Raw genomic sequence first — 25563 nt, forward strand, 5'->3', positions numbered from 1 at the left:
GGAGGACCCTGGCTCGGTACTGGTTCAAACTGGTTGGCCCAGGCCCCGATACGTTATCCGGGCGTTACGGCGGGCTGCTCCGGACCCTGCAGGTGCTGCTGTTGCCATTCGCGCGGGCTGGTGCCGATCTTGCGCCGGAACGCACGGGCCAACGCCGAGGGGCTTTCATAGCCGACTTCATCGGCGATCAGCGCAATGGGGCGCCCCTCGCGCAGGCGCTTCTGGGCCAGGCTCACACGCCAGCTCAGCACATAATCGGCAGGCGTCTGGCCCACCACTTTATGAAAATGCGCGGCGAAACTGGCGCGTGACATATTCGATTGCACCGCCATTTCCTGCACGGTCCATGCACGTTCCGGGTGGTTGTGCAGCAGCGTCATCGCCCGTGCCAGGCGCAGGTCGGCCAGCCCCGACATCATTCCGGTGGTCATGCTGTGATAGGCCATCATGTGGCGCAGGAACTGGATCACCATCAGCTCGAACAGGCGGTTCATCACGGCCTCGCGTCCGCAGTGTTCGGCGAAGGCTTCGCTGAACAGCCAGTCGAGTGTGCCGGCAATCATCGGGATGTCCTTGAGGGGCATGCTGATCGAATCGGTCAGCGCAACCGACAACGGGTTGTCCAGCCCACCATCGAAACGCAGCGAAGCGGCCACCACCTCGGCGCGGTCCGCTTTGGTAGCCACCAGCCGATGGGGCAGGGCCCGTGGTATCAGGATCAGGCTTGGCTCGTCCACGCGCTGTACACCGGCGGGCATTTCCAGGCAGGCCCGGCCTTCCTTGAGCAGGTAAACCCGTCCGCGTTGGTGTGCCTGCGTGCCTTCCAAGGCATCAAGCAGTGGCCCGCTATGAAAGGTATCGGCGCCGATGCCGAAGTGAACGAGCAAGGTGGATAAACGATCCATGGGTCACCTGACGAAGTGGAAGAATGCCTTTAGACGATCTGCACGATATCGTCGACTGTTAGCCTCCGTTTGTAAAATGCCTTCGGGCATCATGGCCTCACGTTCAACGCCTTGAGCGCCATCCCTAAAGGAGCAAATAGCCATGAAACTCTTCACGTTCTCCCGCGTTGCCGCCGCCCTGTTCTCTGGCGCACTGACATTGGGTGTAGCCACTGCAGGCTTCGCCGCCCCGCAGAAAGCCACCGTGGTTCTGGTGCACGGCGCTTTCGCCGACGCCTCCAGCTGGAATGGCGTGATCGCCGGGCTCAAGGCCGAAGGCTATCCGGTCATCGCCGTGGCCAACCCACTACGCAGTGTGAAGACCGATTCGGACTATGTCGCCGATATCGTTGAACATACTCAAGGGCCGGTCATCCTGGTGGGGCACTCCTATGGCGGTTCGGTAATCTCCAATGCCGTGCACGGCAGCAACAAGGTCAAGGCCCTGGTATACGTCGCCGCCTTCGCCCCGGAGAAGGGCGAGACAGCCTTTGAACTGTCCGGCCGTTACCCAGGCGGCACCCTCGGCCCGACCCTGGACAAGCCGGTGGTATCCAAGGACGGCGTGACCGACCTGTATATTCAGCAAGACAAATTCAACAGCCAGTTCGCCGCCGATGTGTCGCCACGCGAAGCTCAGCTGATGGCGGCCGGGCAACGTCCGATCACCGAGGCTGCGCTGAAAGAACCGTCGGGTGACCCGGCCTGGAAGACCGTGCCGTCCTATTTCATCTACGGCTCGGCGGACAAAAACATTCCCGAGGCTGCGCTCACTTTCATGGCCAACCGCGCGGGCTCGAAGGAAACCGTCGAGATCAAGGGCGCCTCCCACGTGGTGATGGTCTCCAACCCGGCGCGAGTGGTGGCGATCATCAACGATGCGGCGAAAGCGAACGCTCAGTAACCGCGCAAGGTGAGCAATCTGCAAGTGGCCAGCGAGCGAGTTACCTGGCCACGCTCACCGCGCTCGGCGTTGAATAAATTCGAGATCTAAGTGATTGTTGCGGTGAAGAAACGTTTCACCCAGCGATAAATGGACGACGCAAGCGCTTGCGTAAGCAAATGTATCTGATTAGAGTCGGTGGCAATCGGCTCCGATTCAAAAGGGCTGAACGACAAAAATAATAAAACCAGGAGCTCAGCCATGAGCCTTGAACCCTTGCTTGAGATGCAGGGCATCAGCAAGACCTTCAATGGTCTGCGCGTGCTCAAGAATGTCGGCCTGAAGGTTTACCCCGGCGAAATCCACGCGTTGATGGGGGAAAACGGCGCCGGCAAATCCACCCTGATGAAAATCCTCTCCGGCGCTTACCAGGCCGACCCCGGCGGAGAAATCCGCATTGGCGGCCAGCCCGTCGCGACCTTTACACCCGCTACCGCCAAAGCCCTCGGCATCGCCGTGATCTACCAGGAACTGAGCCTGTGCCCGAACCTGAGCGTGGCCGAGAATATTTACCTGGGCCGCGAACTGCGGCGTGGCTGGACCATCGATCGCAAAGGCATGCAGGACGGCTGCGTCGAGGTGCTGCAACGCTTGGGCGCCGAGTTCACTCCGGCCACACGGGTCAGCAGCCTGTCGATCGCCGAGCGCCAACTGGTGGAAATCGCCCGCGCCTTGCATGCCCACGCCAAGATCCTGGTGATGGACGAACCCACCACGCCGCTGTCGTCCCGCGAGACTGATCGCCTGTTCGCGCTGATCAAACACTTGCGCGGCCAGGGCCTGGCGATTATCTACATCAGCCACCGCATGGCCGAGATCTACGAGCTGTCGGACCGCGTATCGGTGCTGCGCGACGGCCAGTACATCGGCGAATTGACTCGCGAGGGGCTGTCGGCCGAGGTGCTGGTGAAAATGATGGTGGGGCGCGACCTGTCGGGCTTCTACAAAAAGGACCAAGCCGCGTACGACCCCGGCGCCGTGGTCATGCGCGTGCGCGACATGGCCGACGGCAAACGCGTGCGAAGGTGCAGTTTCGACCTGCACGCCGGTGAAGTGCTGGGCATCGCCGGGCTGGTGGGGGCAGGGCGCACTGAGCTGGCGCGGCTGATCTTCGCCGCCGACCCGCGCACCAGTGGCACCCTGGAAGTGGTGGGCAAGACCGTCACAGCACTGCGCACCCCGGCCGATGCGATCCGCGCCGGCGTGGTGTACCTCACCGAAGACCGCAAGGCCCAGGGCCTGTTCCTGGACATGAGTGTGGCCGACAACATCAACGTCTGCGCGTGTGTACCGGATGCCCGTGCCGGGGGCGTTCTTGACCGGGCGCACGCCGCGCAACGCTCGAATGACGCGATCAAGTCGCTGTCGATCCGCGTGGCGTCGGGCAAGGTCAATGTCGGCGCGTTGTCCGGAGGCAATCAGCAGAAGGTATTGCTGGCGCGCCTGCTGGAGGTCAAGCCTCATGTGCTGATCCTCGACGAACCCACGCGCGGCGTGGATATCGGTTCGAAGTCCGAGATCTACCGCATCATCAATCAGTTGGCACTGGCCGGAGTGGGCATTGTGGTGATTTCCAGCGAGCTGCCGGAAATCATCGGCACCTGCGACCGCGTGCTGATCATGCGCGAAGGCCAATTGGTGGCCGAAGTCGGCGGGGCTTCCGGCCACGCTATTTCCCAGGAACGTATTATCGACCTCGCCACCGGTGGCGATCAGGTGGCTGCCCATGGCTGACTCAAACAACACAATGACACTCCCCACGCCGGGCAGGGCCGAACGGGCCCGCGAGCTGATGCGCACGGTTGGCATGTTGCCCGTGCTGGTCCTGCTGCTGGTGGGCTTCGCCCTGGCCAGTGAAAACTTCCTGACGATGCAGAACCTGTCGATCATCACGCAGCAGGCCTCGGTAAACGTGGTGCTGGCGGCGGGCATGACCTTTGTGATTCTCACCGCCGGTATCGACCTGTCGGTGGGCGCGATCCTGGCGGCGTCGGCGGTGGTGGCGCTGCAGGCATCGATGTCGCCGCAGTTCGGTATGTTCGGGATCGCCGCCGGTATCGGCTTCGGCCTGTTGCTCGGTCTGGTCAACGGCGGCCTGATCGCCTTCATGCGCCTGCCGCCGTTTATCGTCACCCTCGGTGCGCTCACTGCCATGCGCGGCCTGGCGCGGCTATTGGCGGATGACAAGACCGTGTTCAATCCTGACCTGCCGTTTGCGTTTATCGGCAACGACTCGATCCTCGGCGTGCCGTGGCTGGTGGTGATTGCGGTAGCCGTGGTGGCCCTGTCGTGGTTCATCCTGCGGCGCACGGTGATGGGCGTGCAGATCTATTCGGTGGGCGGTAACCCGGAAGCGGCGCGGCTGTCGGGGATCAAGGTGTGGAAGGTGTTGCTGTTCGTCTATGCCATGTCCGGCGCGTTGGCCGGGCTGGGCGCGGTGATGAGCGCTTCACGCCTGTTTGCCGCCAATGGCCTGCAACTCGGGCAGTCCTACGAGCTGGACGCGATTGCCGCGGTGATCCTCGGCGGCACCAGCTTTACCGGCGGCGTCGGCACCATCGGTGGCACGCTGATCGGCGCGCTGATCATCGCCGTGCTCACCAACGGCCTGGTGCTGCTGGGGGTGTCGGATATCTGGCAATACATCATCAAAGGCATCGTGATCATTGGCGCGGTGGCGCTGGACCGTTATCGCCAGTCCGGCGCACGGACCTGAATGACCTTCTACAACAATCACAAGAGAGAAGCGCATGAACTTTAAACGTATCGTTCCCGTCATCGCCCTGGCTGCCCTGATGTCCCAGGCCGTACAGGCCCGTGAACTCAAAGCGGTGGGCATCAGCATGGGCTCGCTGGGCAATCCGTATTTCGTGACCCTGGCCGACGGTGCCACCGCGAGGGCCAAGGCGTTGAATCCCAACGTCAAGGTCACCTCGGTGTCCGCCGACTACGACTTGAGCAAACAGTTTTCCCAGATCGACAACTTCATTTCGTCCAAGGTCGACCTCATCCTGCTCAACGCCGTCGACCCATCGGCCATGGCCTCGGCCATCAAGAAAGCGCGTGACGCCGGTATCGTCGTAGTCGCCGTGGATGTGGACGCCAAAGGCGTGAACGCCACCGTGCAGACCGACAACGTCGAAGCCGGCAAGCTGGCCTGCCAATACCTGGTGGACAAGCTCTCGGGCAAAGGCAATGTGATTATCCAGAACGGCCCGCAGGTCACCGCCGTGACCGACCGCGTCAAGGGCTGCAAGACTGCGCTGGCGGCTGCGCCGGACATCAAGGTGCTGTCCGACGATCAGGACGGCAAAGGTTCGCGCGAAGGCGGCCTGAATGTGATGCAGGGTTACCTCACCCGCTTCCCGAAAATCGACGGCCTGTTTGCGATCAACGATCCGCAAGCCATCGGCAGCGACCTGGCGGCCAGGCAGCTCAAGCGCAGCGGCATCATCATCACCTCCGTCGACGGCGCGCCGGATATCGAGAACGCGTTGAAGACCGACACCCAGATCCAGGCCTCCGCCAGCCAGGACCCGTGGGCCATGGCCCAGACCGCCGTGGACGTAGGTAACGCCATTCTCAATGACAACGCCCCGGCCGACGCGGTGACGTTGCTCACGCCGAAACTGATCACCCGTGACAACGTCGGCACCTACAGCGGCTGGTCGAGCAAACACTGAGTTCGCCGGAGGAAGCGCGCCATGGTCACCATGGACGATGTGGCAAGCCGCGCCGGGGTGTCGACTTCAACCGTGTCCCATGTGGTGAACGGCACCCGTAAAGTCAGCGAGGCGACGGTGCTGGCGGTGCAGCGCGCGATCCAGGATCTGGGTTATATCCCCAACACCCTGGCGCGCTCGCTGGCCCGCTCCAGCACCAGCACCATTGGCGTGGCGATTTCGGCGCTGTCCAATCACTACTTCAGCGAAACCGTGCACGCGATTGAAACCGAGTGCGCCAAGCACGGCTACATGATGCTGTTTGTCGACACCCACGATGACCCGGAACAAGAGTTGCGGGTCGTGACCGCTCTGCATCATCGGCGGGTCGACGGTATCGTGCTGGCGCCGTCGAATGGGTCTCTGGCCCTGGAATACCTGCGTGCCAATGAGATTCCGGCGGTGCTGGTGGATCGGATGATGAGCGCGCAGTTCGACCAGGTCGGGGTGGAAAACGCGCGGTCCACGCAAACCCTGATCGAACACCTGATAAGCCACGGTCACCGTCGTATCGGCTTTATCGCCGGGCGCGCGGGGTTCAGTACCACGGATGAGCGGGTGGCCGGGTACACGGCCGCGTTGCAGGCGGCGGGGTTGGCCTTTGATCCGCAGCTGTTGGTCAACGGCGGTTCCAGTACCGAACCTGCTCGTCAGGCCACGGTGCAACTGTTGGGCCTGGCGTCGCCACCGACGGCGATCATGGCCGGTAATAACTTGATGACCCTGGGCGCCATGCACGCTCTGCGTGATGCGCAACTGGAGGTCCCGGCGCAGATGGCGTTGGTGGGGTTTGATGATTTTGACTGGGCGGACATTTTTGTGCCGCGATTGACCCTGATCGCCCAGCCCGTGCAGGCATTGGGCGCCCAGGCGGTCAACCTGCTGCTGCAACGCATGGCGTCGCCCGCCGCGCCCACTCAGTGCGCGCGTCTGGCACCGACCCTGCGACTGCGCAATTCCTGTGGCTGTCACTGATTGGAATCACATACGTATGAACAGTCCGGTTTCCCTCGGCATCGATCTGGGCACTTCTGAACTCAAGGCCATCCTGATGGACCTCGACGGCAACGTACTGGCCCATGCCGGTGTGCGTTTGAGCGTGTCGCGCCGGCAGAGCGGCTGGTCCGAGCAGGCCCCGCAGGATTGGTGGCAGGCCTGCGTGCAGGCGCTGACCCAACTGCGCGGCCATCCGGCGTATGCCCAGGTGACCTGTATCGGCCTGTCCGGGCAGATGCATGGCGCGGTGCTGTTGGGTGCGGACGACCAGGTGCTGTATCCGGCAATCCTGTGGGATGACTCCCGTGCCGTGGCCGAGGCAGAACGCCTGGGCGCCGAGTTTGCCGATGTCACCGGCAGCCTGCCGATGGCCGGGCTTACCGCGCCGAAGTTAGTGTGGCTGCAAGAGCACGAGCCCGAGGTGTTCAAGGCCATTGATTGTGTGTTGTCGCCCAAGGACTACCTGCGCTTGCGCCTGACCGGCGAACGCATCAGCGAGATGTCCGATGCCGCCGGTACACTGTGGCTGGATGTCGCCCGGCGCGAGTGGTTCACGCCAATGCTGCGCGCTACAGGCCTGGCGCCGTGGCAGATGCCCCGCCTGGTAGAGGGCGGGGCGGCGAGTGCACGGTTGACTGCGATGGACCTGGGGCTGTCGCCCGACGTGGTGATTGCCGGCGGTGGCGGCGATAACCCGGTGGCGGCGGTGGGCATCGGTGCCATTCACGCCGGTGACGGGTTCATTACTCTGGGCACCAGCGCGGCCATCGTCGCGATCACCGATCACGCCGCCGGCAACCCGGCCAGCGCGGTGCATAGCTTCTGCCATGCGCTGCCGGATCGCTGGTACACCATGGGCGCCATGCTCGCCGGCGCCAGTTGCCTACGCTGGGTTACGCGGCTGCTGGGCATGCCCGACGAGCAGGCCTTGCTGGATCAGGTGCAGGCACACTTGCCGATGGGCCAGGTGGTGCCGCTGTGCACGCCGTTATTCCTGCCGTACCTGGCCGGTGAACGCACGCCCCACAACGACCCCCTGTTACGCGGCGGCTTTATGGGCCTGGGCCATGACTGCACGCCGGCGATGCTCGGTTATGCGGTGATGGAAGGCGTCGGCTTCGGCCTGCTGGATGCGCTGCACGCGGTGCAATCGGCCGGCGCACAGGTCGGCGCCTGCGCTTTGGTAGGCGGCGGCGCGCGCAGCGAGTATTGGGCGCAGTTGCTGGCCAACATCCTGCAACGAGAGATCTACACGTTGCACGGCAGTGAACTGAGCGCCTGCATCGGCGCGGCGAAGCTCGGGTTCATGGCAGTGGGCGAGGGCGCAGCCTTGCTGGCGGCAGGTATGCCGATCAAGGCGCGCTACTTGCCGGATGCGACGCAGCGGGCGGTGCTGGATGAGCGTTATCGGCGGTTTCAGGGACTCTTGGAGGCGGCGAAAGGCTTGCGGGCCTGAGCAATCAGAGCTTGCCGTCCAGAAAGCTGATCAGTCCCGACTTTGTGATAGCGCCGATTTTCGTGCCTACTACATGACCGCCACTGAACAGCATCAGCGTAGGCATGCTATCTATGCCATATGTTTGCGGCGTGGCTGGATTCTCGTCGACATTGAGTGTGGCAACCTGCAACCGATCTGCGTATTCCTCGGCGATCTGTTCGATAGACACCGCAAGCATTTTGCACGGGCCGCACCATTCGGCCCAGAAGTCGACCAGTACAGGTTTGGTGCTGTGGATAACGTCGTCCTCGAACGAATCGTCAGTGATGGCTTTGATCTGACTCATAAATGCCTCCTGTGGTCTTTGAACAGCATCAGCGTGGGCACCTCGTGCACCCCGTACCGGGCCGGTGTGACGCAATGGTCGTCGACATTCAGCGTCACAATGGTCAAGCGGCCCAGGTAATCCTCAGCCATTTGTTCGAGGTAGGACAGATGGCCACAGCTATTGTTCCAGTAATACACCAACACCGGGCCTAGGGCGTGCAACACCTGCCGATCAAAATTGGCATCGCTGACTTCTTTGATAAGTGAGCGCGTCATGGGCAACCCTCCGACCACAGCACCGACGCTAACGCAACGAGGCGCTGAAGGCACCTGTGAAAAATGACAGGGTGTTAGATCGATTGGCGATAGCCCAAGGCGGTGCCTGTATGAGCGGGCTTGCGCAGCACTGGGCCGCGAGGCGGCCCGCGATCAAACTGCGGCGCAGTGTCAGACCGAATGGGGACAGCCGGTTCCAGGGCTGCTTGTGCAGCCCGGCGCGGGGCAAGCCCGCTCACCACAAAACAGTATTAGCCGTTGACGAAGTGCAACAGCATCAGTGCGTGCCCTGATAGATAAGTTTGTCCGGGTTGAAGTGTTCGACCACGCTGCCCGGTTGCGGCAAGCCCAGGATGTGGCCCTTGATCTTGCCCACCACATGCATTTCACAAGGCTTGCAGTCGAACTTCAGGGTCAGTACTTCGTCGCCGTGGATCAACTGCATCGGCGCCACCTTGGTCTTCACGCCCGTGACACCCTTGGCCTGTTTCGGGCACAGGTTGAACGAGAAACGCAGGCAGTGCTTGGTGATCATCACCGGCACTTCGCCGGTTTCTTCGTGGGCCTCAAAGGCCGCATCGATCAACTTCACCCCGTGACGATGGTAAAAGTCGCGGGCTTTCTGGTTGTAGACGTTGGCCAGGAACGACAGGTGCGCTTCCGGATAGACCGGCGGCGGCGTGGTTTCAGCCTTGCGCCCGCCACGCGGATGAGCCGCGACACGGGCAGCGGTCAGCGCTTCGATCACTTCGCGGCGCAGGGCCTTGAGCTGTGAGTTGGGGATGAAGAATGCCTGCGGCGCATCCAGCTCGATGGCGGTAGCGTGATATTCGGTGGTGCCCAATTGGCCGAGCAGATCGCGCAAGGTATCCAGCGCCTGTTCCGGCTTGTTGGCCACGCCGAACGGGCCGGGCAGGGTAACGCTGGCACTGATGCCTTCTTCGCTGATTGCGGTGACTACCAACTGCTCTTCACGCAGGCGCGCGACCCACGACAGGCCGATACGGCGCTCGGCCGAGGTCTTGAGCAAAGCCTGTTGCCAGTTATGGTCGAGGTTGCGGTTCAGTGGATGGTTCGGGCGCAGCTGGTGCAGGCCGGCCGGCATTTCATTCGGCTCGACGCGATAGCGGTAGCGCTTCTGGCCGTCTTCCTCGAATTCGCCCTTGGGCTCGGCGATGTTGGCGCGAAACCCCACGACCTCTCGCTTGACCAGCACGTTCAGGCCATCGCCGTTGGACAGCGGCTCATGGGTGACCACTTGCAGGTCGCGCTTACCGGCCTGTTCCACCACACCCACCGGCAGGCCGGTGAAGGTCGGGGTGTCGAAGGCGCCGATATCGATCTTGCGGTCGCTGACGAAATAGTCGGTGCTGCCACGGTGGAAGGTTTTTTCCGGGTCCGGCACGAAGAAATGCGCGGTGCGACCGCTGGAGGCGCGAGCCAGGTCCGGGCGGTCTTCGAGAATCTCGTCCAGGCGCTGGCGGTAATAGGCGGTGATATTCTTCACATAGCCCATGTCTTTGTAGCGGCCCTCGATCTTGAACGAACGCACACCGGCTTCGACCAGCGCGCGCAGGTTGGCGCTCTGGTTGTTGTCTTTCATCGACAGCAGGTGCTTTTCAAAGGCTACCACCCGGCCCTGGTCGTCTTTCAAGGTATACGGCAGACGGCAGGCCTGGGAGCAATCACCACGGTTGGCGCTGCGGCCGTTCTGCGCATGGGAAATATTGCACTGCCCGGAAAATGCCACGCACAACGCGCCATGGATAAAGAACTCGACGGCGGCCTCGGTCTCGTCGGCGATGGTGCGGATTTCCTGCAGGTTCAGTTCGCGCGCCAATACCAACTGGGAGAATCCGGCCTGGTCGAGGAACTTGGCGCGGGCCAGCGTGCGGATATCGGTCTGGGTGCTGGCGTGCAGCTCGATGGGCGGGATATCCAGCTCCATCACGCCCAGGTCCTGCACGATCAGCGCATCGACGCCGGCATCGTAGAGCTGGTGGATCAGCTTGCGCGCCGGTTCCAGCTCGTTGTCATGCAGGATTGTGTTGATGGTGGTGAACACGCGGGCGTGGTAACGACGGGCGAACTCGACCAGTTGAGCGATATCGCTGACGTCGTTGCACGCGTTATGGCGGGCGCCGAAGCTTGGGCCGCCAATATAAATGGCGTCGGCGCCGTGCAGGATAGCCTCGCGCGCAATGGCGACATCGCGGGCAGGGCTGAGCAATTCCAGGTGGTGCTTGGGCAAGGACATAGTTTTTTTAGTCAGGCTTGTCACGGTTGAGGCGCGCATTGTAGCCGTGAAATGCCTGCCCGGCATCACTTCACGCCTTGGCTGCCATTGCGGTGACTTCCACGCGCATGCCTTCCACCGCCAGCGCGGCCACGCCAACCGCCGCGCGCACGGGCCATGGCTTGGCGAAGAAGCGTTTGTACACTTCGTTGAAGGCTGCGCGATCGGCCATGTCCGTCAGATAAATGGTCAGGTGCATCACGCGATCCATGGAACTGCCGGCCTTTTCCAGAGCGACTTTCAGCGCTTGCAGGGTGCACTCGCTTTGCAGGGTGATATCCCCCAGCTCCAGGCTGCCGTCGGCGCGGGTCGGGATCTGGGTCGATACCAGGATGCCGTTGAAGCCGACAACGTCGGAAGAAATGGACTCGGCGTCCGGGTCGGGGGTGTAGGACAGATCGTGGTTGGCCATGGGCGCCTCTCGTTGGCAAAAAACACAAAGGCGCCATGGTCCTCGAAATCCACCCCTGGGGCAAACCCAGGCTTAGTGCCAGCGGCGGAACAGCACGCTGGCATTCACGCCGCCAAAGCCGAAGCCATTGGACAACGCGTACTCGATCGGCATGGGCCGGGCCTCGCCGCGCAGCAAGTGCATGCCCTCGGCCAGTTCGTCCGGGGTGTCCAGGTTAAGGGTGACCGGAGCGATCTGGTCGCGCAGGGCGAGCACTGTGAAAATCGCTTCGATGCCTCCGGCAGCGCCGAGCAAGTGACCGGTGGCGGATTTGGTCGAGCTGATGGCCAGATTGCTATCGGCGCCGAACACACGCCTGATCGCGGCCAGTTCGCCTTTGTCGCCCACCGGCGTCGAGGTGGCGTGGGCGTTCAGGTACTGCACCTGGGAGGCATCGACGCCGGCCTGCCGCAGTGCCTGGGTCATGGCACGGCGCGCGCCGTCGCCGTCTTCCGGGCCTGCGGTCATGTGATAGGCGTCGGCACTGGTGCCATAACCGACCAATTCGGCAATCGGTTGCGCACCTCGCGCCAGAGCGTGCTGCAGCTCTTCGATCACCAGGATGCCCGCGCCTTCGCCCATCACGAAGCCATCGCGGGCCTGATCGAAGGGCCGCGAGGCGAGCGCCGGGTCGTCGTTGAAAGCGCTGGACAAGGCCCGCGCCGCCGCGAACCCGGCCAGGCTGACGCGATGGATGGCGGCTTCGGCTCCGCCACACACGGCCACGTCGACTTCACCGGCGCGGATCATCCGCGCGGCGTCGCCAATCGCTTGCACGCCCGCCGCGCAGGCAGTCACCGGCGCCCCCAGTGGGCCTTTCAAGCCATAGTTGATTGAGACGTGCCCGGCGGCCATGTTGCTCAGGAATGACGGAATGGTGAACGGTGACAATCGCCGCGGCCCCTTGCTGTCTGTGGTACGTACCGCGTCGGCGATCGCCGGAAAACCACCGACGCCCGAGGCGATGATGGTGGCGGTGCGTTCCTGTTGTTCGGCGTTGGCGGGGGCCCAGCCGGCCTGCTGCAACGCTTCATCGGCGGCGGCGAGGGCGAACAGGATGAAACGGTCCATTTTGCGCTGTTCCTTGGCCGCCAGCAGGCGATCAGGGTCGAAACCGGCCTGCGGATCCTGCGCCAGGGTTTGTACCTGGCCGCCGATACTGATCGCCAGGTCACCGATCAATGCCTGCGGTAGATGACGGATGCCGGATTGTCCGGCCAGCAGGCGCCGCCAGGTCGGCTCGACGCCACAGGCCAGCGGCGTCAGCGCGCCCATGCCGGTCACAACGATACGTTTATTCATGCTTAATCGACTCCAGGTGTGTTGGGGAATGCAGACCCTGTGGACGTTACTATCATCATGAAAGTAACATGGCATCCTGCAACTTTGCACCGCTCTTACAGGAAAACCCATGCAACGCACGTCTCTTACCAGCGATGAATGCCCGATAGCCCGTAGCCTCGACCAGGTCGGGGAGTGGTGGAGCATCTTGATCATGCGCGACGCCTTGCACGGTCTGCGGCGCTTCGACGAATTTTCGCGCAGCCTGGGCATCGCGCCGAACATGTTGACCCGTCGTCTCAATGCACTGGTGGAGGCGGGCATGCTTGAGCGCCGGCCTTACAGCGAACGCCCGCCGCGTTATGAATACGTACCCACGGCCAAGGGCGAGGATTTTCGCGTGGTGCTGCTGTCCTTGGTGGCCTGGGGCAACTGGCATTACGCCAAGGAGGGCGCCAGCGTGGAGATTGTGGAGCGCGACACGGCGCGGCCATTGGTGCCGATGATGGTCGATGCCGTCGACGGCCGGGTGGTGCCCTGGGACGCCTGCACCTTGCAGGCCGGCCCGGCGGCCAGCCCTGGTATGCGCCAGCGCATGGGCGCGATGGTGCATCCCGACACGTCGGGTGCCGAGGGTAGTTAAGTCCGATTTTTCGCGTTTTTTTGACGCCAGAAAATAAAAATTAAAGCCGCGTAAAGTCGCGAATTGCGCCGCCGATAGCTACTTTACAAGCAGGTTCTCCGCACGGCAGAGGGTTCGTCATGTTCAATAACGCATTAAAAACAGAACTGGCGGCCAGGAAGGCCGAAGTCACCGAATACAAAGGGCTGAACGCAGCGTTGGAGCGCTCCATGGCGGTGGTCGAATTCGACCTGAACGGCAAGGTGCTGCGGGCCAACGATAACTTCCTGAAAACCATGGGCTACAGCGCCGATCAGTTGGCCAGCAAATCCCATCGCGACTTCTGTTTACCTTCACTGACCAGCAGCCCGGCCTACAGCGAGTTCTGGGCGGACCTGCGCGCCGGCAAGTTCGTCTCCGGCACCTTCAAACGGGTGAATGCCAGCGGCAAGACTGTCTGGCTGGAGGCCAGCTACAACCCGGTGCTGGACGAGCGTGGCCAGCCGGTCAAAGTGGTCAAGTACGCCTTGGACGTCACCAGCAAAGTCGAGCAGGAGGCTGCGACCCGCAGCAAACTGTCGGCACTGGACCGCGCCATGGCGGTGATCGAATTCGATCTGGGCGGCCACGTACTCGATGCCAACCCCAATTTCCTGAATGTCATGGGCTACTCCCTGACCGAACTCAAGGGCAAGCATCACCGCATGTTCTGCGAACCGAGCCTGGTCAACAGTAGCGAGTACGCCGACTTCTGGCGTCGCTTGAACAACGGCGAATTCTTCACCGGGCAATTCAAGCGCATCGGCAAGCATGGTCGTCCGGTGTGGTTGGAAGCCAGCTACAACCCGGTGTATGACGTTGATGGCACGCTGCTCAAAATCGTCAAATTTGCGAGTGACATCACCGAACGGGTGGAGAAATTCGAAGAGGACTCCCGTGGTGCCTCGCGGGCCTACCATATCTCATCGGAAACCGAACGTTTCGCCGAGCACGGCACCCAGGTTATCCACGACACCGCCACGGAAATGCGCCGGATTGCTGAAAACATCGGGGCGTCCGCGCGGCTGGTGGGGCAACTGGGCGATCGGTCGGAGCAGATTACCGCCATCGTCAACACCATCCGCGGCATAGCCGACCAGACCAACCTGCTGGCACTCAACGCTGCCATCGAAGCGGCCCGCGCCGGCGACCAGGGCCGCGGCTTTGCGGTCGTGGCCGACGAGGTTCGCCAATTGGCCGGCCGCACCAGCCGTTCCACGGCGGAAATCGCCGAGATGATCGGCATGATCCTGTCGGAAACCCGTGACGCGGTGAGCAGCATGAATGCCACTCAGGAAGGCGCGCAGCGTGGCGTCAACCTGGCGGATCAGGCAGGCTCGGTGATCCTGCAGATACGCACCAGCACCAGCGATGCGGTGCAGGCGGTGAGTATGTTTGCGTCGAAGCTGGATGAGTCCGAGGTCATTCCGAAAACAGCGGTGGGCTGGGTCGGATAACCCGCGACAGGTTGATGTTGTAGGAGGGGGCGGCGGCTGCCCCCTCGATCCACGCGATGATTACTCTTTTACGTCCATGAATTCTTTGGCCCAGGCCACGTAGCTTTCAGGCAGCGTGTAGGTGTGGGTCAACTCGGTGGCGCTCAGGTTGGAGGTGCTGTGGGTCAGCTGGCGTTGGGCGCGCAGGCTGTCGTACGTGGCTTTGATCGCCGCGAAGTAAGCCCCATGGCCAGCCACTATCACGCGTACGCCGAGGTCCGCCAGACGCTGCGCGTCGTTGAGCTTAGGGTTGCCGTACGTCACCAGCATCAACGGTATGGTGAGATTTTCCGCGATCTTTTCCAGGTGCTCGAAATCGCTGACGCCGACCATGCAGATGCCATCGGCACCGGCCTTCTGGTAGGCGCGGGTGCGTTCGATCACCGCATCGGTTGGCAATACGCCGGCATTGGTGCGAGCAATGATCGACAGTTCCGGGTCAACCCGCGCTTCCAGCGCAGCGCGGACTTTACCGATGCCTTCTTCAATCGAAATCAAGTCCGTGGACTTGCGCCCGAATTGCGCCGGCAGCAACGTGTCTTCGATGGTCAGCGCAGCGACGCCGGCGCGTTCCAGCTCTTCGACGGTACGCATCACATTGAGCGCGTTGCCGTAGCCGTGGTCGGCATCGGCGATAAAAGGCAACTGCGCGACGCGGCCGATGCGGGTGGCCTGCTCAACGAACTCACTCAGCGTAATCAAGGCAAAATCGGGAGCCGCCAACACCTGCAATGAGGCCACCGACCCCCCCAGAATGCCGACCTCATAGCCCAGGTCGGCGGCGATCCTTGCCGACATTGGATCAAACACGGAGGCGGTTTCAACGCACGCGGGCGTCGCCAGCAATTCACGGAAATGACGGCGCAGGGCTGAGTGAGACTTTTTTGGCATGATCTTTCCTGGTTGGGGCCATTGTCGACATACGATCAATGCCTATTGGTAGATGTGTGAGATTACCATGTAGGAAAACGGAGGATTATGACGTTTAAGAATGGGGTATGCGCGCCGCACATAAGTGCGGTGACACGAGCGGAGTGGCGTTGCCTCACGGTAGCCACGTGGCCTCGGCGACGCGCACGAAGTTCTCGCCAAATATGGCGTTGATTTCCGCATTCTTGTAGCCAAGGCGCTCAAGCTCACGCGCGATATCCGGCAGCGCTTCGGGCTGTAATTGATCCTGACCGCTGATCCCGCCGTAAAAAGCATCTGGCCACCACGTCTCCTCGCTGACGCCCACTGGCAGGTCAACGGCACCTCGGACGAGCTCGGTATCCAGGCCCAGGCCGATATGCGCGGTCCCCACCAACGCCGCCAGGTAGTCGATCTGGCGCACGAAAGAGCGCGCCGAGGCCCGTGGATCGCCCAGGAACAGCCCCAGCCCCGTCAGGCCGATGACGCCACCCGAGCCGGCGCAGGCGAGGATTTGTTCGTCGTCAATGGTGCGAGGATGGTCGAAGAGTGCCTTGACGTTGGTGTGGGAGAAGACCACGGGGCGACTCGAACACTCGATGATCTCCAGGCTGGAACGCTTGCCGGCATGTGAGCAGTCCATCACCACACCGGCGTTATGTATCGCCGCCACCACCTCGCGTCCCACCCTGGACAACCCGATATCCGCGCCATGGCAGCCTCCGGCGCAGGCATTGTCGCGGTTGTAAGCCAGCAGAATCTGCCGGACCCCCAGCGCGGCGAACAACTCGACCATCGCAGGGTCCTGGAGCAGCATGCTGGAACCTTCGAGGTCGAACGAAATGGCCAATTTGCCTTGGTCGCGGGCGCTGCGGATGTCGGCAAGCGTGTGTGCGAGCACCAATACGTCGCCATGCCGCGACACCCAGCTCCTGAACCCGGCAATTACCCGCATCACGGTGTCCAGTGGCGTCATGTCCATGCCCACGTTTACCGAGACATGGTGAAACCCCGCTTGTCGATAGCGCAGCAACGCCGACATGTCCTGGTTTGCCAGAAGCGGAAGACACGCATGCGCCTCCCATCTGATCGCCGATGGGGCAGGGGATTCTGATGCGCTTGCAGGAAGATTCATGCGGTCACCCCAGTGTCGGTTTGCAGGCAGTGTACAACCGCCTTTGTATGAACATGTATCCAGCCCACCGATGGATACAAAAGCGCTGACAAACACCCGCTGCGTGACACATTCCCGATACCCGCCGCGCCCACAGTAATGACCACCCCATCATTGCTCAAGAGGGCAACACCATGCGCCACCCACTGTTGATGACCGCCGCTGCATTGATCGTTTCGCTGAGCGGCTTGGCTCATGCCGCCGATGCGCACTCTACAACCCCGGCGCAGAGCTGGCAGCAAGGGCTGAGCCGCACAGACCTGGTACACCAGGACCTGGGGGCCGACCAGCGTGAGGTGATCCAGGCGCGCGTCGATTTCGAACCGGGTGTGACCTCACCCAGGCATGCGCATCCCGGTGTGGAAATCGCCTATGTGATCAGCGGCACATTCGAATACCGTCTCGAAGGCCAGCAGCCGGTCACGCTTATGGCGGGCGATTCGCTGTTCATTCCTGCCGGTGTGGCACATATCGCCAGGAACGTCGGTCGGGAACGCGGCTCGGAGCTGGCAACCTATGTCGTCAAGAAGGGCGAGCCGCTGTTGATTCTCAAGAAGTGATTCGGTCCGGCCTGGCTGTCAGGAGTAAATGCAGCAGGTGACGTAGTCGGGCTTTATCCGAGGCAACTCAATGGTCTCGATAAGGCCCGTGGCTATTGCCTCCTGAGGATTGAGAATGCGAGGCGCGGCAATCAGGTATTTTTCCGTTTCCATCTGCTCCTTGGCATTGGCGGTTCGCTCGGCAACGATTTTCGCGTACAGCTGCAGGTCATAGTCCAGACTCATCGCATATTCCGACATGCGCGAATGATCGACCGCACCTTGCAGGTGCCAGTGGAAAGGGTGAAAGAGAAACTTGCTATGGACGCAGGCAGTACGGCGTTGCCCGGCCAGGAAGACGATATTGCCCATGGATTCGACAGTACCCATGTTATGGGTATGCACTGCTATAGGCAGAGATATCAGGAAGTTATACATGGTGAAGCCGTAACTGCATTCTCCACCCATGGTGGCGATATTTACCAAGAGACAGCTCGCATCTTTCTGCACGGCTAAAGAGGCTTTTTCAATCAGTTGGCCGCAGGTGGAGGCGTTGATCGGGCCGGTGAAGTTAATAACATGCGTAGTCATACCTTGCCACCTTTTTAATTGCTAGTGATAAGACTCGGCAATATAAACAATCAGCGCTCAGTTGGCGCGCAACAACAGTAATGCTCAAGAACTGCGTTCACACACCGGCAGCATTCTGGATTCTCTTATGTTCGTTTCAGCCTGTGCTGGAGTTTGCAGACGCTCATAACAACCGCGCACCGATTCTTCACGTTTGGCGGGATCGGTTTGTTGTCGTTCAACGTTCGGCTGGGCCGCAGTGGGCAGCGCCGGATGCAAATGCGGGTTGATGAATGTTTCCGGTTGCGCCTCGGCAGGTTTGAGGCACTGCAGCTCGTCTTGCCGCGAATCGGTAGCCGCGTTCATGACGGTTCCTCGGTGGGGAGAATGAAACGGGGCAGCCAGGCTGCCCCCCAGCGCTGTGTCACGAAGACTGGCGGCCACCGCCGTGGCTGCTCTGACCGCCTTTGCGGCCGGCTTCGGACGCTTTCTCACGATCATTGGCGAAGTTACCGCCCGAGTTCTGGCCGCCTTTTTTGCCGGCTTCGGCAGCCTTCTCGCGATCGTTGGCGAAGTTGCCTTGGTTTTTATTACCTGTAGTCATGATAGCTCTCCTGTATCAAATAACTTTCGGTTTGATTGCCCATTGCTGTAACGGACATATATTCCGATAACCTCGAAGCGCCAAATGCTCTAAAAATTTCAAAGTGTCCCGATGAGTGGTTAATGGCTCGATAAAACTTGTACAAATATCGAATTGTTAAGCCGCTTCGTATAACTTTCCTGGCCGGATGATGGCTATTTAATAGATGTTATCCACTGCTTCAGTGCGCCAGCATGTTGTGGTGAATGCTGTTCATGATCCATAGCGACAGCCCCACCAGCAGAACAATGATGATCACCGAAAAGATCAGCGCAATAAGGTTCCAGCGCTGTTCCTGAGCTGTATCCAGGTGCAGGAAATACTTGAGATGGGCGAAGACCTGTACCACGCCCAGGGCGATTACCGCCCATGCGGTTATGTGGCGGGGCAGTGACGGGTACATCACCAGAGCGAAGGGAATGACGGTCAGGACCACCGAGACGATGAACCCGATCATGTACGACCGGCTACTGCCATGGCTGGTGCCGGCGCTGCTGTGAATCTGACTTTGTTTGTACATGTCACACCACTCCCAGCAGATAAACGACGGTAAATACGCAGATCCACACCACATCGAGGAAGTGCCAGAACAGGCTCAGGCAACTCAGGCGTGTGGTGTTGGTGCTGGTCAGCCCGCGCTGCCAGACCTGGGCCATCAGTACGGCCATCCAGACCAGACCGGTCAGGACGTGCGCACCGTGAGTGCCGACCAGCGTAAAGAACGCCGTCAGGAACCCGCTGCGACTCGGCCCATAGCCTTGTGCGATCAGGTGATGGAACTCGTTGATCTCCATGCCGATGAATCCGCAGCCCAGCACAAAGGTCACCGCCAGCCATCGCAGCACGTGCGCGGGGTCGTTGCGGTTCATGGCCAGCATGGCGTAGCCATAGGTGATGCTGCTTACCAGCAGCAAGGCCGTTTCAGCGAGCACATAGGGCAGTTCAAAAATATCCACCGTGGAAGGGCCGCCCGCGACGCTGTCGCGCAGCACCGCGTAGCCCGCGAACAGCGTTGCAAACAGGATGCAGTCGGTCATCAGGTAGATCCAGAAGCCGAAGACACTCAGCGAGCCGGCGTCCTCGTGCCCTTGCTCATGGTTATGAGCAATGTCTTTTTCGATCACGATGTTGGACATGATCAAGCCTCCGCCAAGTCTTTGAGACGCGCTTTCTCGATACGCGCCACTTCTTCGGCCGGCACGAAATAATCGATGTCATCGTCATAGCTGCGCACAATCACCGCGACGATCGACGCAACCAGCCCGACGATCGCCATCCACCAGATATGCCACACCAGGGCGAAGCTGCAGATCAGGGCAAATACGCTGATCACCAGGCCCGACGAGGTGTTGCGCGGCATGTGAATGCTGCGGTAGTCGGTGTGTTTGAGCGTGCTCACGGCGCGTTCTTTCATGCCCCAGTACGCATCCAGGTCGTCGACCTTGGGCTGTTCGGCAAAGTTATAGAACGGAGGAGGGGAGGCAGTGGCCCATTCCAGCGTGCGGGCGTCCCAGGGGTCGCCGGAGAGGTCGCGGTAGGCGTGGCGGTTGCGAATGCTCACATACAGTTGCAGCGCCTGCGCCGCCACGCCGCAGAGGATGATGCCCACGCCGACCAATTCCAGCATCAGCCAGGGGCGCCATTCCGGGTTGTTGAAGTGGTTGAGCCGGCGCGTCATGCCCATGAAACCCAGCACATAGGACGGCATGAACGCGAAGTAGAAACCGGTCAGCCAGCACCAGAAGGCGATGCGTCCGAGCCTGTCGTTGAGCCTGAAGCCAAAGGCCTTGGGGAACCAGTACGTCAGGCCGGCCATGTAGCCGAACACCGCGCCGCCGATGATCACGTTATGGAAGTGCGCGATCAGGAACAGGCTGTTATGCAGCAGGAAGTCGGCACCGGGCACCGCCAGCAATACACCGGTCATCCCGCCGATGCTGAACGTGACGATGAACCCGAGCGTCCACAGCATCGGCGTCTCGAAGCGCACGCGCCCGCGATACATAGTGAACAGCCAGGTGAAAATCTTTACCCCGGTCGGCACGGCGATGATCATCGTCATGATGCCGAAGAACGCATTGACGTTCGCTCCCGCGCCCATGGTGAAGAAATGGTGCAGCCAGACGATGAATGACAGGATCGTGATCGCAATCGTCGCCCACACCAGCGAGGCATAGCCGAACAGCCGCTTGCTGCTGAAGGTGGCGGCGATTTCCGAGAAAATCCCGAACGCAGGCAGGATAAGGATGTACACCTCCGGGTGGCCCCACGCCCAGATCAGGTTCACGTACATCATCGGGTTGCCGCCGGCCTCGTTGGTGAAAAAGTGCATGTCGAGGTAGCGGTCCAGGGAGAGCATAAACAGGGTCGCGGTGAGGATCGGGAAGGCGGCCAGGATTAGGATCGAGGTGCACAGTGCGGTCCAGGTGAATACCGGCATCTTGAACAGGCTCATGCCTTCGGTGCGCATCTTGAGGATGGTCACGAAGAAGTTCAGCCCGGTCAGCAGCGTGCCGATCCCCGATATCTGCAGTGACCATATGTAGTAATCGACGCCGACCCCGGGGCTGTAGGCGAGCCCGGACAAGGGTGGGTAGGCGACCCAGCCGGTGCGGGCGAATTCGCCCACGCCCAGCGAAATGTTGACCAGCGCCGCGCCAACCACGAACAGCCAGAAGCTCAGCGCATTGAGAAACGGGTACGCCACATCGCGCGCGCCGATCTGCAGCGGCACGACGATGTTCATCAGGCCGACCACGAACGGCATCGCCATGAAGAAAATCATGATGACGCCGTGGGCGGTGAAGATCTGGTCATAGTGGTCCGGCGGCAGGTAGCCGGGGCCGCCGCTCGCGGCCATGGCCTGCTGGGTGCGCATCATGATGGCATCGGAGAAACCGCGCAGCAGCATCACCAGGGCCACGATGATGTACATGCAGCCGATCTTCTTGTGATCCACCGAGGTGAACCATTCGCGCCACAGGTAGCCCCACTTGCGCTTCCAGGTGATCGAGCCGACCAGTGCCAGGCCGATCAGGCCGACGACGGCCAGGGTGTACATGACGATGGGTTCGGTGGTGGGAATGGCGTCCCATGACAGTTTTCCAAACATTATTAACGCTCCTCAGCCGCCAAACCGGGTTGTTGATCGGTACGCACGCCAGTGCCGTCCCGTTGCGCCTGACTGCGCGGGGTCCTGTTGGCTTTGTTCATGCCTTCATATTTGTCGACGATGTCCAGGAACATGCGCTCCTGTACCTGCGAGTAATAACTGACCGGATGCCGGGTCGAGGGCTTGGCCAATGCCGCGTAGCTGGCCTGGTCCAGCCGTTGCGGGGCTTTCCTCACCTTCGCCACCCACTGCTCGAAATCGGACGGGTTGAGCGACAGCGTCGAGAAGTGCATGTCGGAGAACCCTTCGCCGTTATAGTTGGCGGCGATACCACGGAACTCCCCGACCTCGTTGGCAATCAGGTGCAATTTAGTCTGCATCCCCGCCATGGCGTAGATCTGGCCGCCCAGCGCGGGGATAAAGAACGAGGTCATGGCCGCGTCGGAGGTGACCGTGAAGCTCACGGGGGTATTCACCGGCATCGCCAGTTCATTGACCGACGCGATACCGAGGTCGGGGTAGATGAACAGCCATTTCCAATCGGTGGCCACCACTTGCACGTTCATGTGCGGCACATCCGAATCGAGCGGGCGATACGGGTCGAGTGTGTGGGTGGTGACCCAGGTGACCCAGCCCAGCAGACAGATAATGACGAACGGCACGCCCCAGACTACCGCCTCGATCTTGTGAGAACTGGCCCAGCGCGGCGAGTAACGCGCCTTCTTGTTGGTGGCGCGATAGCGATAGGCGAACACGAAGGTCATGACGATGACCGGCACCACGACCAGCAGCATGAGGCCGGTGGCCAGGATGATGAGGTCCCGCTCATCCCGCGCAACGGCGCCCTTGGGGTTGAAGATGATCAGGTTGCAGCCCGCAAGTAAAAAACTGGTCGCGAGATACACCAGGCAATACCCAATAGTTCGCTTCATACATGCTCCTTTACTGACGTCGATCCTTGTGTGATGCGAGCACTACGGCGTGCCAAGTTGAAAACCACGCGAGCAAAATGCCGTCGCCGCCAGCGGTCGGCGACGCAAGAGAGGCCATTAGCGTCGGCCTCGATTTTTTTGAATAAGGGCTCCCACGTTGGTTTAACAAAATGTTACGCAAGCTGACGAACGGTTGAACGAGCGAAACGGCGGGGCGCCTGGGCCGGGCTATGCTCAAGTGGCCCTCAATAAATACCGGGCCCTCCAGCCGATATTCGGGTCTTCGGGTGGGCATTCAGTACGGGAGAACGACATGTTTATTCGTGGCGAGACTTATAAAACCTGGGCGGCCCAGGACCGGGCCGAGACGTGCTTCACTCAGGAAGTCGAAAACGGCTGTCACATCGACGTTCGCGCGCGGGAAGCGCAGACGGGGGATATCGAGGTGTTTATCAGTGTCTACACGGCCACCGGCGAAGCGGTGCAGGAGCGGATAAAACGGCTGCCCGGCAGCGAATGGGCGATTGACGATGCACTCAAGCGCGGTATCGACCAGGCCGAACGCATTGCCGGCGGCGAGTCAGGTCGGTTGCCGTGTGCCGATGCCCACGTTCATGCCGACGAATAGGGCTGCGCATAACCGTGCGCAGGCGGCGGTCGCCTGCGCCCCGGCCGTTACGCGTTAAGGCTTGAACACTGCACGCAGGCACTGATCGGTCTTTTCCTTGAACCATTGATAGCCTTGCGCGCCGTCTTCCAGGCTCATGGGGTGCGTAAGCAGATAGGACGGATCCAGCTCGCCTTTCTGGATGTGTTCGAACAGGGTTGGCGCGTAGCGCTGGCCCGGCTGCTGGCCCGATTTCAACGTCAGCGCCTTGTTGACGATGGCGCCCATCGGGAATTTGTCGAGCAAGCCGCCGTAGACACCCACCACCGACACCGTGCCGCCTTTGCGGCAGGCGCGAATCGCTTGTCTGAGCACCGTGCCTCGCTCGGTGTGCAGCCTGAGCATCTGCTTGGCCTTGTCGTATGCGTAGTCGATCTCGGTACCGTGCGCCTCCATGCCAACGCAATCAATGCAACGATCCGGACCGCGCCCGCCGGTGAGTTCCAGCAGTGCTTCATGCACGTTGGTCTTTTCGTAATTGATCGTGACGGCCTTGCCGTGCTCCTGGGCCAAACGCAGGCGATCCGGGAAACGGTCGATGGCGATCACCCGTTCAGCGCCCAACAGATAGGCGCTGCAGATGGCCATCTGGCCGACGCCGCCACAGCCCCAGACGGCGACGGTATCGCCTGGCTGGATGCCGGCATTGTCGGCGGCGAAATACCCGGTCGGCGCAGCGTCGGAAACGAACACGGCCTGTTCGTCGCTGACGCCCTCGGGCACCTTGAACAGGTTGACGTCGGCGAACGGCACCCGGATGTAAGTGGCATGGCTGCCGGGATAACCGCCGAAGGCATGGCTGTAACCGATGATGCCGCAGCATGGCTGGCCGTACATCAGGTCGGTGGCCGAGGGGTTGGGGTTGGAGTTGTCGCAGCAGGAGAAATCGCTGCGCTGGCACGGCTCGCAGTTGCCGCAGCCGATGATGGAGATGGTGATGACCTTGTCACCCTTGCGCAGGCCAGTGACGCCCGGGCCCACCTCGACGATTTCGCCCATGAATTCATGACCGATGATATCGCCCGGTTTCATCGCCGGAACGTAGCCGCCGAGCAGGTGCAGGTCGGAGCCGCACACGGACGACAGGGTGACACGAATGATCGCATCGCGCGGGTTGAGGATCGACGGATCGGGGACGTTGTCGATCTGCAGTTTGTTCGGGCCTTGCCAAGTCAGTGCGCGCATCAGTGAATCCCTCCTTCGATTGCCACGCCGGTTTTCACCGTCGCGTGATCGGTGGCCACCTGCTCGGTGCTGCCGTGCACATAAAAGAAACCATCGTCGTCCTGGGGGCGCAGCCGGTTAGTACTGACCTCGCCGGTTTCCAGCTGCTGCTTTAGCGCCTGCAGGGCATTGAGCAATGCCTTGTCGCTGAACATGCTGAATGCGCGCGCCAGGCCATAGCCCACGCGCCCCATGGTCGGCTTGCAAACGACGATAGCCTTGACTTGAGTGCCTCGGCCCGCGGGCGCAGGTGTCAGCGAAACTGTGACGTCGTGCTCCCAAAGGGCGGTTCCGGAAGTCTTCCAGTGCAGCTTATCGGTCTCGGCGGTTTCGGTCTGGATCAGCGTCCAGTGCAGGCGTCGACCGCCAGGCGCGCGGATCGTCCAGCGCGTGGTGCCGGGGGCTATCAACTCGACGCTGTCGATCCAACGCAGCAGCGGCCCGAGATTTTCGGGGCCGCTGATAAACGTGCGAATGTCATCCAGCGGTCGATTGATGGTAATGCTGCGCGTAATCGCCGCGCTGATCGGCCAGTGATATTCGGCGCTCCATTGCTGCTCCAGGGGAGTTGGCGTCAACGCCTGCTTGAGCGCGCAATGACCGACGGCGCCGCGATAGACGCCATAGGCACCCGCCGCGGCCTCCAGAACGCCGGGCAAGCCTCCCGTGCGCCAGCCATGAAACAGTAGCGCGGCGCCGGTCGTGAACGAGAGCGCGCGTTCGACCGTGTTCATCGCACCGCGTTGGTCGATGTCCCGGTGTGTGTGAGTCGCTATGAGCGGATCGTCTGCCATGATGCGGTCCTCCATCGGTGTGTTTTCGATAGAAAAATGCAGGCCGTTCGAGGTTCAACTGTATTGAGTTGCGGCTGGATGAAAGGTACGGGGCGGGGCAGAGGCGCAGGGAAGCGCGCAATCATGCGCGCTATTAGTATTTACCGCCATGCTGACCCGTAATCCTCA

26 protein-coding genes and 1 pseudogene are annotated in these 25563 nt (G+C 61.3%); 10 read left to right on the forward strand and 17 right to left on the reverse strand.

What is annotated here, in order from left to right:
* Window positions 1-53 precede the first annotated feature (53 nt).
* A complete protein-coding gene (locus tag PSH94_RS12935; RefSeq protein WP_181079468.1) occupies window positions 54-905 on the reverse strand; it encodes an AraC family transcriptional regulator in 852 nt (283 codons plus the stop codon).
* A 142-nt stretch (window positions 906-1047) separates the two neighbouring features.
* Here PSH94_RS12935 and PSH94_RS12940 point away from each other — a divergent pair, with 142 nt between their 5' ends.
* The 6 genes from PSH94_RS12940 (at window position 1048) to xylB (ending at window position 8061) form a co-directional block, all read left to right on the forward strand.
* Window positions 1048-1848 (forward strand): alpha/beta fold hydrolase, encoded by an 801-nt coding sequence (locus PSH94_RS12940; protein WP_253507605.1) that lies wholly within the window; start codon window positions 1048-1050, stop codon window positions 1846-1848.
* A 240-nt stretch (window positions 1849-2088) separates the two neighbouring features.
* Window positions 2089-3621, forward strand: a complete 1533-nt coding sequence (locus PSH94_RS12945; RefSeq protein WP_305434660.1) for a sugar ABC transporter ATP-binding protein — start codon at window positions 2089-2091, stop codon at window positions 3619-3621.
* A gap of 13 nt (window positions 3622-3634) precedes the next feature.
* Window positions 3635-4603, forward strand: coding sequence for a ribose ABC transporter permease (locus tag PSH94_RS12950; RefSeq protein WP_253511844.1), 969 nt, complete (start codon window positions 3635-3637; stop codon window positions 4601-4603).
* A gap of 34 nt (window positions 4604-4637) precedes the next feature.
* Complete coding sequence (locus PSH94_RS12955) at window positions 4638-5570, forward strand: ABC transporter substrate-binding protein (RefSeq protein ID WP_181079465.1); 933 nt, start codon at window positions 4638-4640, stop codon at window positions 5568-5570.
* A gap of 21 nt (window positions 5571-5591) precedes the next feature.
* Window positions 5592-6584 (forward strand): LacI family DNA-binding transcriptional regulator, encoded by a 993-nt coding sequence (locus PSH94_RS12960; protein WP_305434662.1) that lies wholly within the window; start codon window positions 5592-5594, stop codon window positions 6582-6584.
* Between the two features lie 16 nt (window positions 6585-6600).
* On the forward strand, window positions 6601-8061 hold the full coding sequence (xylB, locus tag PSH94_RS12965) for a xylulokinase (RefSeq protein WP_253507613.1): 1461 nt from the start codon (window positions 6601-6603) through the stop codon (window positions 8059-8061).
* A gap of 4 nt (window positions 8062-8065) precedes the next feature.
* Here xylB and trxA read toward each other — a convergent pair whose 3' ends face one another.
* The 5 genes from trxA to fabF form a co-directional block, all read right to left on the reverse strand.
* Window positions 8066-8389: a thioredoxin gene (gene trxA, locus PSH94_RS12970; protein WP_253507616.1), complete on the reverse strand. Its 324-nt coding sequence runs from the start codon at window positions 8387-8389 to the stop codon at window positions 8066-8068.
* A complete protein-coding gene (locus PSH94_RS12975; protein ID WP_305434664.1) occupies window positions 8386-8646 on the reverse strand; it encodes a co-chaperone YbbN in 261 nt (86 codons plus the stop codon). The genes trxA and PSH94_RS12975 overlap by 4 nt, the downstream gene beginning before the upstream one ends.
* A gap of 277 nt (window positions 8647-8923) precedes the next feature.
* Window positions 8924-10903, reverse strand: coding sequence for a U32 family peptidase (locus tag PSH94_RS12980; RefSeq protein WP_305434665.1), 1980 nt, complete (start codon window positions 10901-10903; stop codon window positions 8924-8926).
* Window positions 10904-10973: 70 nt separating this feature from the next.
* Window positions 10974-11354, reverse strand: a complete 381-nt coding sequence (locus PSH94_RS12985) for a RidA family protein (protein ID WP_034097850.1) — start codon at window positions 11352-11354, stop codon at window positions 10974-10976.
* A gap of 72 nt (window positions 11355-11426) precedes the next feature.
* Window positions 11427-12695 carry a beta-ketoacyl-ACP synthase II gene (fabF, locus tag PSH94_RS12990; RefSeq protein WP_305434667.1) on the reverse strand — a complete coding sequence of 423 codons (1269 nt, stop codon included), beginning with the start codon at window positions 12693-12695 and terminating at the stop codon, window positions 11427-11429.
* Between the two features lie 109 nt (window positions 12696-12804).
* On the opposite strand from fabF, the gene PSH94_RS12995 reads away from it, so the two are divergent.
* Both PSH94_RS12995 and PSH94_RS13000 read left to right on the forward strand, forming a co-directional pair.
* Window positions 12805-13317 carry a helix-turn-helix domain-containing protein gene (locus PSH94_RS12995; RefSeq protein WP_305434669.1) on the forward strand — a complete coding sequence of 171 codons (513 nt, stop codon included), beginning with the start codon at window positions 12805-12807 and terminating at the stop codon, window positions 13315-13317.
* Window positions 13318-13436: 119 nt separating this feature from the next.
* Window positions 13437-14792 carry a PAS domain-containing methyl-accepting chemotaxis protein gene (locus tag PSH94_RS13000; RefSeq protein WP_305434671.1) on the forward strand — a complete coding sequence of 452 codons (1356 nt, stop codon included), beginning with the start codon at window positions 13437-13439 and terminating at the stop codon, window positions 14790-14792.
* Between the two features lie 60 nt (window positions 14793-14852).
* Here PSH94_RS13000 and PSH94_RS13005 read toward each other — a convergent pair whose 3' ends face one another.
* Both PSH94_RS13005 and PSH94_RS13010 read right to left on the reverse strand, forming a co-directional pair.
* The gene (locus PSH94_RS13005) at window positions 14853-15722 is read right to left on the reverse strand and encodes an oxaloacetate decarboxylase (protein WP_305434672.1); all 870 of its coding nucleotides are present in this window, start codon (window positions 15720-15722) and stop codon (window positions 14853-14855) included.
* A gap of 154 nt (window positions 15723-15876) precedes the next feature.
* Window positions 15877-16782, reverse strand: a complete 906-nt coding sequence (locus tag PSH94_RS13010) for a membrane dipeptidase (protein ID WP_305434673.1) — start codon at window positions 16780-16782, stop codon at window positions 15877-15879.
* 266 nt (window positions 16783-17048) lie between these two features.
* On the opposite strand from PSH94_RS13010, the gene PSH94_RS13015 reads away from it, so the two are divergent.
* The gene (locus PSH94_RS13015; protein WP_181079454.1) at window positions 17049-17474 is read left to right on the forward strand and encodes a cupin domain-containing protein; all 426 of its coding nucleotides are present in this window, start codon (window positions 17049-17051) and stop codon (window positions 17472-17474) included.
* Between the two features lie 18 nt (window positions 17475-17492).
* Here PSH94_RS13015 and PSH94_RS13020 read toward each other — a convergent pair whose 3' ends face one another.
* The 7 genes and pseudogenes from PSH94_RS13020 to cyoA form a co-directional block, all read right to left on the reverse strand.
* Window positions 17493-18044 carry an ATP-dependent Clp protease proteolytic subunit gene (locus PSH94_RS13020; RefSeq protein WP_253507634.1) on the reverse strand — a complete coding sequence of 184 codons (552 nt, stop codon included), beginning with the start codon at window positions 18042-18044 and terminating at the stop codon, window positions 17493-17495.
* 84 nt (window positions 18045-18128) lie between these two features.
* The gene (locus PSH94_RS13025; protein WP_305434676.1) at window positions 18129-18389 is read right to left on the reverse strand and encodes a hypothetical protein; all 261 of its coding nucleotides are present in this window, start codon (window positions 18387-18389) and stop codon (window positions 18129-18131) included.
* A 58-nt stretch (window positions 18390-18447) separates the two neighbouring features.
* Window positions 18448-18618 (reverse strand): annotated as a pseudogene (locus PSH94_RS13030) (general stress protein); the annotation flags it as partial.
* Between the two features lie 229 nt (window positions 18619-18847).
* On the reverse strand, window positions 18848-19186 hold the full coding sequence (gene cyoD, locus PSH94_RS13035) for a cytochrome o ubiquinol oxidase subunit IV (protein ID WP_266249366.1): 339 nt from the start codon (window positions 19184-19186) through the stop codon (window positions 18848-18850).
* A 1-nt stretch (window position 19187) separates the two neighbouring features.
* Complete coding sequence (gene cyoC, locus PSH94_RS13040; RefSeq protein WP_094065695.1) at window positions 19188-19802, reverse strand: cytochrome o ubiquinol oxidase subunit III; 615 nt, start codon at window positions 19800-19802, stop codon at window positions 19188-19190.
* A 2-nt stretch (window positions 19803-19804) separates the two neighbouring features.
* Window positions 19805-21778, reverse strand: a complete 1974-nt coding sequence (cyoB, locus tag PSH94_RS13045) for a cytochrome o ubiquinol oxidase subunit I (protein ID WP_181079450.1) — start codon at window positions 21776-21778, stop codon at window positions 19805-19807.
* Between the two features lie 2 nt (window positions 21779-21780).
* Window positions 21781-22710, reverse strand: coding sequence for a ubiquinol oxidase subunit II (gene cyoA, locus PSH94_RS13050; protein WP_305434680.1), 930 nt, complete (start codon window positions 22708-22710; stop codon window positions 21781-21783).
* A gap of 313 nt (window positions 22711-23023) precedes the next feature.
* Between cyoA and PSH94_RS13055 the strand changes: the two genes are divergently transcribed.
* Window positions 23024-23338 carry a hypothetical protein gene (locus PSH94_RS13055; RefSeq protein WP_094065698.1) on the forward strand — a complete coding sequence of 105 codons (315 nt, stop codon included), beginning with the start codon at window positions 23024-23026 and terminating at the stop codon, window positions 23336-23338.
* 54 nt (window positions 23339-23392) lie between these two features.
* On the opposite strand, the gene PSH94_RS13060 is transcribed toward PSH94_RS13055, so the two are convergent.
* Together PSH94_RS13060 and PSH94_RS13065 are read right to left on the reverse strand one after the other, a co-directional pair.
* Window positions 23393-24562, reverse strand: a complete 1170-nt coding sequence (locus tag PSH94_RS13060; RefSeq protein ID WP_266249373.1) for a zinc-dependent alcohol dehydrogenase — start codon at window positions 24560-24562, stop codon at window positions 23393-23395.
* A complete protein-coding gene (locus PSH94_RS13065; protein ID WP_305434684.1) occupies window positions 24562-25395 on the reverse strand; it encodes an SRPBCC family protein in 834 nt (277 codons plus the stop codon). Before PSH94_RS13065 ends, PSH94_RS13060 begins: the two co-directional genes overlap by 1 nt.
* Between the last annotated feature and the right edge of the window lie 168 nt (window positions 25396-25563).

The organism is Pseudomonas sp. FP2254, assembly GCF_030687695.1.
GTDB lineage: Bacteria > Pseudomonadota > Gammaproteobacteria > Pseudomonadales > Pseudomonadaceae > Aquipseudomonas > Aquipseudomonas quebecensis.